This window comes from Mesorhizobium sp. M4A.F.Ca.ET.020.02.1.1 (assembly GCF_004022645.1).
Lineage (GTDB): Bacteria > Pseudomonadota > Alphaproteobacteria > Rhizobiales > Rhizobiaceae > Mesorhizobium.
The window spans coordinates 1-6,670 of the sequence record NZ_RZOI01000306.1; the positions used below are offsets into that span (position 1 = coordinate 1).

General features: G+C 66.6%; 7 protein-coding genes. 2 read left to right on the forward strand and 5 right to left on the reverse strand.

Annotated elements, in window-relative coordinates; all coding sequences use genetic code 11:
• Positions 1 to 155 precede the first annotated feature (155 nt).
• The gene (locus EN742_RS19125; protein WP_189375454.1) at positions 156 to 1,934 is read left to right on the forward strand and encodes an ABC transporter ATP-binding protein; all 1,779 of its coding nucleotides are present in this window, start codon (positions 156 to 158) and stop codon (positions 1,932 to 1,934) included.
• A gap of 56 nt (positions 1,935 to 1,990) precedes the next feature.
• Here EN742_RS19125 and EN742_RS19130 read toward each other — a convergent pair whose 3' ends face one another.
• From EN742_RS19130 to minC, 4 genes are all read right to left on the reverse strand, one after another.
• Positions 1,991 to 3,409, reverse strand: a complete 1,419-nt coding sequence (locus EN742_RS19130) for a hypothetical protein (protein WP_127407576.1) — start codon at positions 3,407 to 3,409, stop codon at positions 1,991 to 1,993.
• 327 nt (positions 3,410 to 3,736) lie between these two features.
• The gene (minE, locus tag EN742_RS19135) at positions 3,737 to 4,009 is read right to left on the reverse strand and encodes a cell division topological specificity factor MinE (RefSeq protein ID WP_126055418.1); all 273 of its coding nucleotides are present in this window, start codon (positions 4,007 to 4,009) and stop codon (positions 3,737 to 3,739) included.
• Complete coding sequence (gene minD, locus EN742_RS19140; RefSeq protein ID WP_126055419.1) at positions 4,006 to 4,821, reverse strand: septum site-determining protein MinD; 816 nt, start codon at positions 4,819 to 4,821, stop codon at positions 4,006 to 4,008. The genes minE and minD overlap by 4 nt, the downstream gene beginning before the upstream one ends.
• 103 nt (positions 4,822 to 4,924) lie before the next feature.
• Complete coding sequence (minC, locus tag EN742_RS19145) at positions 4,925 to 5,683, reverse strand: septum site-determining protein MinC (RefSeq protein WP_127407241.1); 759 nt, start codon at positions 5,681 to 5,683, stop codon at positions 4,925 to 4,927.
• Between the two features lie 277 nt (positions 5,684 to 5,960).
• Between minC and EN742_RS19150 the strand changes: the two genes are divergently transcribed.
• Positions 5,961 to 6,416, forward strand: coding sequence for a hypothetical protein (locus tag EN742_RS19150; RefSeq protein WP_128333152.1), 456 nt, complete (start codon positions 5,961 to 5,963; stop codon positions 6,414 to 6,416).
• Between the two features lie 58 nt (positions 6,417 to 6,474).
• Here the strand turns inward: EN742_RS19150 and EN742_RS19155 are convergent.
• Positions 6,475 to 6,670, reverse strand: a 196-nt coding sequence (locus EN742_RS19155; RefSeq protein ID WP_189375457.1) for a phasin family protein, incomplete at its 5' end; no start/stop codon positions are given.

Sequence of the window (6,670 nt, forward strand, 5' to 3'; positions counted from 1 at the left end):
CCCAAGTTCGATCCTGAGCTCAGGCTGTCGCATTGGCCCGTCGTCGCCATGAACCTGGCCGGCGCGGCGAAGTTCGCACTGCTTGTCATCGCAAGGCGGCCGGCGCCGGAGCCACTGGGCCGCGCCGAAGCGGGCGAAGCCGAGGCCAGGGCGCGATGATCCGGCCGCTGCCACCGGCGCTCTCGATGCTGCGCGGCGCGCTGGGCGGCAGGTTGATGCGCCTCTTGCCGGTCGTGGTGCTGCTTGGCCTTGCCGCCGCGGCGCTCGAAGGCCTAGGCATCGGCCTGATCATCCCGCTGCTCGGCATCATCATGGGCCATGGCGATGCGACCGGCATGGGCGGCTTCTCGGCGCTGCTGCAGAAGGTCGGCGCCGGGCTCGGCGAGCGCGAGCGGCTGGTCGTCATTTCGGCGGCGATCCTCGGCTCGATCCTGCTCAAGAACCTGCTCGGCTTCGCCAACACGGTGCTGACCGCCCATATCTACGGCAAGGCGAGCTTCGCGATCCGCAGCGCGCTGTCGGAACGGCTCCTGCGGATCGGCTATCCCTTCTTCCTGCGGCAGAGCCCCGGCCGGCTGCTCAACATCATCTCCAACGAATCCTGGCGCGCGTCCGACGCCATCCAGGCCCTGCTCGGCTCGATCGTCAGCGCCTCGGCGGCGGTCATCCTGCTCGCTTTCCTGCTGCTTCTGTCCTGGCAGATGACTCTGCTGGTGACGCTGGGGCTGGCGCTCGTCCAGCTGGCGCACGCGATGCTGTCGGCGCAGCTCAAGGCGCCGAGCCGCAGCGTCGCGGCGCGCAACAGCGCGCTTGCCTCGCAGATGCTGCATCTGGTGCATGCCGGGCGCCTGATCCGCATCTTCGGCCAGGAGGACCGCGAGCAGGCTGCGTTCGACACGGCCTCCGACGGCGTGCGGCGCGCCGCCTTCGTGCTGGCGACCCGCCAGGGCGCGCTGCCGCCGCTGACCGAGGTGCTGCATGCGCTGCTGTTCCTGGCGACGGTGATCGCCGCCTTTCTCGCCAATGTCAGCTTCCCGCTGACCGCCGCCTTCCTCATCCTGCTTTACCGGCTGCAGCCGCATATGCGCGCACTGCAGATGTCGTGGAGCCAGTTGCAGGGGCTGTCCGGATCGCTGGAGGAAGTGACCTGGCTGCTGGACCCCGCCGGCAAGCCAGCGCCACCGCTAGGCAGCTTGCCGTTTCCGGGGCTTGGGGAACGCATTGCCTTCGAGGGCGTGAGCTTCACCTATGCCAGCGAGGAGCAGCGCGCGGCGGTGCTGCACGCCGCGACATTCGACATCAAGGCGGGACGCTCGACGGCGCTGATCGGCCGCTCCGGCGCCGGCAAGACGACGATCGTCAACCTCCTGTGCCGCTTCGTCGAGCCGGATGGCGGCCAGATCCTCGTCGACGGCGCGCCGCTTGACCAGATCGATCCGTCCGGCTGGCGCCGCCACATCGCCTTGGCTAGCCAAGAGCTGGAGTTGGTCGACGGCACCATCCTCGACAACATCACCTATGGCCACGACACCGCCACGGCCGCTGACGCCGAGCGCGCGGCGCGGCTTGCCGAGGCGCATGAGTTCATCGAGCGCCTGCCGCAGGGCTACCAGACGGTCGCCGGCTATCGCGGCGTCAACCTGTCGGCCGGGCAGCGGCAGCGCATCGCGCTGGCGCGGGCTCTGGTGCGCGACCCCGACATACTGATCCTCGACGAAGCGACCAACGCGGTCGATGGGCTGTCGGAAGCGGCGATCGTGGAAACGCTGAAGTCACGTGCCGGACGGCGCACGACGCTGGTCATCAGCCATCACCACTCAACGATCTCGTTCTGCGACGACGTGGTCATCCTCGACCATGGCAGGGTGAAGAAGCAGGCGCCGTTCGCGACGCTGGCCGCGCGCAGCATGGACGAGCTCTACCAGCCGGAGTGAGGAGTTTTCCTCGCCCCCACGGTGGTGGGGGAGAGGTGGCCAAGCCTCGTCAGAACCTAAGACGCGTGCAACCGGCGGCGCGCCCGCCGGCGATGCGTGGGGTGCGCGGGATCGGCGACCACACCGGCGATCTCGACGACATTGTCCTCGCGGGTCCTGGCGGCGGTGACCCGGTGCAGGCGCTCATAGGGCAGCAGTTCCTTGATGCGGGCGTTGAGCGTGGCGACCTCGGCGCGCAGGTCCTCGCATTCCTGCTTCTGAATATCGAGCTCGATCTGCTCGGAGGCCTGCTGCAGCGAAAGCTGCGAGAGATTGGCGTTGATGGCCGAGAGGTTCATCTTGTCGGTTTCGCTCTCGCTCCGCAGCGCCGCCAGCTTCTCGTCGGCGATCTGCTTTTCGGCGAGCGCGTCGCTGGCCTGCGCCTTGAGCCTGGCGATCTCGGCCGCCGCCTCGCTCGTCTCGCTCGCGGCATGCTCCAGCCGCGCCTGCAGATCCTGGATCTCGGAACGCAGGCCGCGCATCTCCGCTTGACCGCGGGCAAGCTCGGCCTCGCGGTCGCCCTTCATGAGATTGGTCGCCTCGGCCGATTCCTGGAGCTTCGCCTGCGCGCTCTCCAGCGCCTTCTGCAGCCGCGCCTCCTCCTTCTCGCTCCGGCCGAGCGCCGCCACCAGATCGGTGACGCGGGCCGTGTCGGTGGCATGCGAGGCGGCGACCTCGTCCAGCTTGTGGCGCGCCTCGGCCTCGCGCTTCTGCGACTGGTCGAGGTCGATCGCCAGGCTGACCTGCTTTTCCCTCAGCATCTTGCATTCGCTGGCACTCCGGTTGGCCTCGACGGCCTTGGCCGAAAGCTGCTTGGCGATGTCGCCGAACTCGGCCTCGCGCCGGGCGCCGGCATTGGCCGCCTCGACGAGCTCGAGCCTCGCCGCCGCGAGCGCCGCGCGTAGCGTCTCGCGCTCCTGCACCAGGGCCGCCTCGCGCTGCTGCAGCGCCTCGAAGGCGCCGTCGCGCTCGCGCTGCCTGCGCCCCGCCTCGGCGAGTTGATCCGACAGCGCACGCTGCTCGCCGGCAAGTCCGGCATTGGTGAGTTCCATCTCGTTGGCGCGCAAGATGTCGCCGTGCAGTATGCCGAGGAATTCACGCGTCAGATGGTGCGAGGTGGCGACCTCGGAGAGCTTGCCGGAGATCTCCTCCAGATGCCCCTGCGCGTCGCGGAACAGGCCGTCGAGGGCGCCGAGCGCGGCAAGCCGGGTCTGCGTGTGCGGGGTCAGCCGTGGCGGGTGTTCGGGACTGTCCGCATCGGCCTCGGGCCGTGGGCCGTCGCCTTCCGCCGTGGGATCGGCATCCCCGGCGCTGGCGTCCTCCAATGGCAGCTCTTCATCGAGACAGGCATCGAATGCTTCCGCCAAATCCGTCTGGAGCTCCTCGAAAGCTCTGTCCACCTCATCGGCACGCTTGATCAGCTTCTTGAAGTTCATGACCGAACACCTTCTACACACACACAGTCTTGATACTTAACGAATTGCTAATGTTCCCTTCTACATCCGCCGCTTCCGCAAGGGAAGTCCCCCGATAGGACTAGCGCCTAGCGAGATTCCCGCCGCATCCGCTTTCGCGTTGCGCTCAAATCCGCGATTGACGATGGCCGAGTGGGGAAGGTGGCTCGGCGAAGCCGAGAGGGAGCGGCGCGCCGGCCCTTGAAATCGATCAGAGGGAACGCCAGCGTTGCAGGCTCCCTCACCGGCCGCTGCGCGGCCACCTCTCCCCCGCCTCTGGCGGGGGCGAGGAACTCAAATGCTGGTACCCTACCCCGCCAGCGCCAGCGGCGTGGCGCTCTTGTTGGGGATCTGGATGTCGATTTCCAGCGTCGACATGGTCTTGCCGCGCTCCATCGAGACCTGGAGGTAGTCCTGGTCGATCTGCACGTGCCTGGCAATGACCGCCATGATCTCCTCGCGCAGGACAGAGACGAGATCGGGCTGGCCGCGGCTCTGGCGCTCATAGGCGAGCAGCAGCTGCAGCCGCTCGCGCGCGACCGGCGCGCTGTTGCGCCGCTTGAAGAGGTCGAAAATGTTCATGCCGCCCTCCTTCCGAGCAGACGGTCGAGAAAGCCCTTGCGCTCGAAGGGCACCACCACCGGCAGGTCCTCGCCCTCCAGCCGCCTTGCCGCGTCGATATAGGCCTTGGCGGCGGTGTTCAGCGGGTCGGTGAGCGTCACTGGCGAGCCGAGGTTCGAGGCCCTCAGCACATCCTGGCTCTCGGGGATGATGCCGAGCAGCGGCGTGGAGAGGATCTCCAGCACGTCGTTGATGGAAAGCATTTCGCCGCGCGCGGCGCGCGCCGCGTCATAGCGCGTGACCAGCACGTGCTTGGCGATCTGATCACCCTGCTCGGCCTTCATGGTGCGGGCGTCGAGCAGACCGATGATGCGATCGGAATCGCGCACCGAGCTGACTTCCGGATTGGTGACGATGACCGCCTCGTCGGCGAAACGCATGGCGAGCTGGGCGCCGCGCTCGATACCGGCCGGGCTGTCGCAGAAGACATAGTCGAACACCGAGCGCAGCCGCTCGATCACCTCGCCGACGCCCTCCTCGGTCAGCGCATCCTTGTCGCGCGTCTGCGAGGCCGGCAGCAGGAACAGTGTCTCCACCCGCTTGTCGCGGATCAGCGCCTGCGAGAGCTTTGCCGTGCCCTGGATGACGTTGACCAGGTCGAACACGACGCGCCGCTCGGCGCCCATGATCAGGTCGAGGTTGCGCAAGCCCACATCGAAGTCGACCAGCGCCACCTTCTTGCCGGTCTTGGCAACCGCAGCGCCCAACGCCGCCGTCGACGTCGTCTTGCCGACGCCCCCCTTGCCCGAGGTGACCACCACTACCTTGCCCATGAAATGCCTCCGTTTGGCGATTGTTCTTTCGGTTGGCCGTGCCAGGCACGGTGTTGCAGGACCATCGCACGCGAAACCGGTCCCAGGCTTACGCTCGCGCCGCTCACCCCAGCGGCACCACGCACAGCACGTCGTTTTCGAGGAAGGCCTGCACCGCCTTGCCGCGCGAAACCTTCTCCATCTCCTCGGCGGTGGTGTACCAGCCGTCGACCGAGATCAGCTCGGCCTCGTTCCTGCGGCAGAAGACGCGGGCCGCAATGTTGCCGAGCGCGCCGGCCGAAGCGCGGCCGCGCAGCGTGCCATAGACATGGATGGAGCCGGCGGCGACGATCTCCGAGCCGGACGCGACCGAGCCGAGCACGATGACATCGCCATGCGCATGGAAGATCGACTGGCCGGAACGGATCGGCGTGCGTACCATCAGCGTGTCGCCGCCCGGCAGCGCGGGCTTCGCCGGCACCTTGCCGTCCTCGGCTCTTTGCTCCTCGGCCTTGCCCTCTTCGCCCTTCTTGCGGCCGGGATGCAAGAGCAGGCCGTCGGAGGTCGCCTCCTTGGCGCCGATCAGCTTCGGCGGCAGGTGCGAGCCAAGCTCGGCGCCGCCGTCCATCTCGATGGCATAGACGCGGATGCCGCGCTGGCCAAGCACGCCGACCAGCGAATCAATGGCCGCGATATCCGGCTTCAAAGTGTTCAAATCGAGCACCACCGGCCGCCCGGCAAAATAGCCCGGCGAGTTGCCTATCCAGCGGTCGAGGCTCTCCAGCCAGACATCCAGAGGCGCTTCGGGGGTGAGCGTGAAAGCGACGAAAGATCGGGCGCGAAAACGGATGGATTTGGTCTCGACAGGGGCTGCGAAGGTCACGGGAAGCGATTCCTTACTGATAGGTAAACGCTAGGAGCCGAATGGTTAACGAATGGTTAATTTTGAGGGTGAGGAGCGTTAAGAGCTGACTTGGCTAACTGTTGTGGCGGGGTGGCCACAGGCACCGTTCCACTCTGAGGGGCGGTTGGGTGGCAACCGAGGCTTTGACGCGCCCCCGATGAACGGCTGCAGCATGTGAAGTTCCTAATATACGCAGGTATGCCGCACCGGGCACAGTCTGGCCCGGCTGATCCACCCTTTTGGAAGGAGACGAGGCATGCGCATCAATCAGGCAGGCAGCAGGCGGGCAGGCAGCAAGTGGCCAGGCAGAGCAGGCGCAACGATTGGCGCGCTGTTGCTGGCATCCCTTGCAGGATGCATGACCTACCGGACGAGCGGCAGAGACACATTCCAGACCAGCGGCATAGACGCATGGTTGACAGCGGCCAATGCCGACGCGGTCGTCAATGCGATGGCAGCGAAGGGGCTGATGCCGGCGACCATCGACTGCCGCTTCGACCGCACGGTTCCGGGTCAGGTTGCTTACGCCTCGAAGTTCACCTGGCAGCGGGCTCCGGCAAACACACGCTATCATTGGGAAGTCGGCGATCCGACCTACCTCGCCAGCAAGGAAGTCAAATCCAACCGTGTTGGCCTTCACCGCATCGCCGCGAAAATCGTCCGCGACCCCGCCACCGGCCGAAAGGTTGGATGCTCGATCTGGACGAATTAGTCCCTGGCTGCCAGGCGCCGAGCCGGCGCGAGGCGCCGGCCCGGGTTGCCTCAGGCAATCAGGCAGCCTTGCGTTCCTTCAGGGCCTTCTCAAAGGCATCTTTGATCGGCTTGGATACGTCCTCGGCCGCTTTCATGGTCACGGCCTGAAAGTCCTTGGCCTGCTCGACGGACTTTTCCATCTGTTTGCGCAGGAAAGCGGTCTGCAGCTCGACGAATTCAGACAGCGACTTCACGGTAGCCAGTGCTTCAAGG